Annotated in this window: 2 protein-coding genes; one reads left to right on the forward strand and one right to left on the reverse strand. The window is 49.5% G+C overall.

What is annotated here, in order from left to right; translation table 11 throughout:
• Positions 1-103 precede the first annotated feature (103 nt).
• Positions 104-1,039, reverse strand: coding sequence for a malate dehydrogenase (mdh, locus tag RC73_RS19360; protein ID WP_039036166.1), 936 nt, complete (start codon positions 1,037-1,039; stop codon positions 104-106).
• 285 nt (positions 1,040-1,324) lie between these two features.
• Between mdh and argR the strand changes: the two genes are divergently transcribed.
• Complete coding sequence (gene argR / locus RC73_RS19365; protein ID WP_025012091.1) at positions 1,325-1,795, forward strand: transcriptional regulator ArgR; 471 nt, start codon at positions 1,325-1,327, stop codon at positions 1,793-1,795.
• The last annotated feature ends 83 nt before the right edge of the window (positions 1,796-1,878 follow it).

Consider the following 1,878-nt stretch of genomic DNA (forward strand, 5'->3'; position numbering starts at 1 on the left):
TTCGGCTATTTTGCCAAAGAAACTAGCCAGCAAGGCCAGAGTAAAATAGGTTCTAGTAGCAAAAAGGAGCGCCGAAGCGCTCCTTGTTATTCCCGGAGTCGACTTACTTAACGAAGTCTACACCCAGTTTGATATCCGCCTTCAAGGTATCCAGCATGGCATCACGGGCGTTGGTTTCAAACGCGCTCAGTTCACCATATGGCAAAACCTTTTCGATACCATTTTTGCCGAGTACCACTGGCTGGGCAAAAAATTCAGCGTGTTCACTGCCACCGTCTACATAGGCGCACTCGATCACATTGGCTTCACCCTGCAGACCGCGGATCAGCGACAGACCGAAACGGAAAGCGGCCTGGCCCATGGACAGAGTCGCGCTGCCGCCACCGGCTTTGGCTTCAACCACTTCAGTACCGGCGTTTTGAATACGCTTGGTCAGGGCAGCAACTTCTTCATCGGAGAAGCTGACACCTTCAACCTGAGACAACAGAGGCAGAATGGTCACACCGCTGTGGCCGCCAATCACATTGACTTTAACTTCGGCAACATTCAACCCTTTGGCTTCGGCGATAAAGGTTTCAGAGCGGATGACATCGAGAGTCGTCACACCGAATAGACGGTTCTTGTCGTAAACACCGGCTTTTTTCAGTACTTCAGCCGCAATGGCCACAGTGGTGTTCACTGGGTTGGTGATGATACCGATCAGCGCCTTGGGACAAGTCGCAGCCACCTTTTCAATCAGGTTACGGACGATACCGGCATTGATATTGAACAGATCAGAACGATCCATGCCAGGCTTACGGGCAACACCGGCAGAGATCAGCACCACATCAGCACCTTCCAGTGCAGGTGTTGGGTCTTCACCGGCAAAACCTTTAACTTCAACTGCTGTCGGGATATGACTCAGATCCACGGCAACCCCAGGCGTTACGGGGGCGATATCATAGAGTGACAGCTGAGAGCCGGCAGGTAATTGGGTTTTCAACAGAAGGGCAAGAGCCTGGCCAATACCACCAGCAGCACCTAGTACAGCAACTTTCATAGTTATCTCCGTCAATTCTCGGAATTATGTGTGACATAGATCTAATTCTGTGATGGCGCAACATTAAAGGATCGTCACAAAAATAGCAATTATCCCTTAGTCATATGACTCTGCTTCATCAAAAGCTGAATTAACTTCAGCATTTGCTCTCGCCTACTGAGGCTTCTTTTACCCAACAAATGACCCAAACTGCATTTTTATGCAGGCATCTTGGGTGTTTGTTGACACTTACCCGTTTGATATGCAGAATGAGCGAGATTTTCTGAATAACGACAGAAGAAGATAATGCAAGCAAGCAAAAATCAGGATGAGCTAATCAGAACCTTCAAGGCTCTGCTTAAAGAGGAGCGCTTCGGCTCCCAGAGTGAAATAGTCAATGCACTGCAAGCCGAAGGCTTTGCCAATATCAACCAGTCCAAAGTCTCGCGCATGCTGAGCAAGTTCGGTGCCGTGCGCACCCGTAACGCCAAGCAGGAGATGGTCTACTGCTTACCGGCCGAACTTGGGGTGCCAACTGCCGGCAGCCCACTGAAGAATCTGGTATTGGATGTGGATCATAACCAAGCCATGATAGTGGTACGTACCAGCCCGGGGGCGGCGCAGTTAATTGCCAGGCTGTTGGACTCCATCGGCAAGCCAGAAGGTATTCTGGGCACTATTGCCGGTGATGATACTATCTTTATCTGCCCTTCCAGCATCAAGACCATTGATGAAACGCTGGAAACAGTCAAATCACTGTTCAATTACACAGACTAAGTTGAACATTTCATAAAAAAACGCCCCTCAATGAGGCAACGTAGATCAGATAAGGATCGGTTGACCGATCCTCCTGATGAGAG

Origin of the sequence: Shewanella sp. ECSMB14102 (genome assembly GCF_000813075.1) — a bacterium.
In the GTDB taxonomy this organism is placed as follows: Bacteria; Pseudomonadota; Gammaproteobacteria; order Enterobacterales; family Shewanellaceae; genus Shewanella; species Shewanella indica.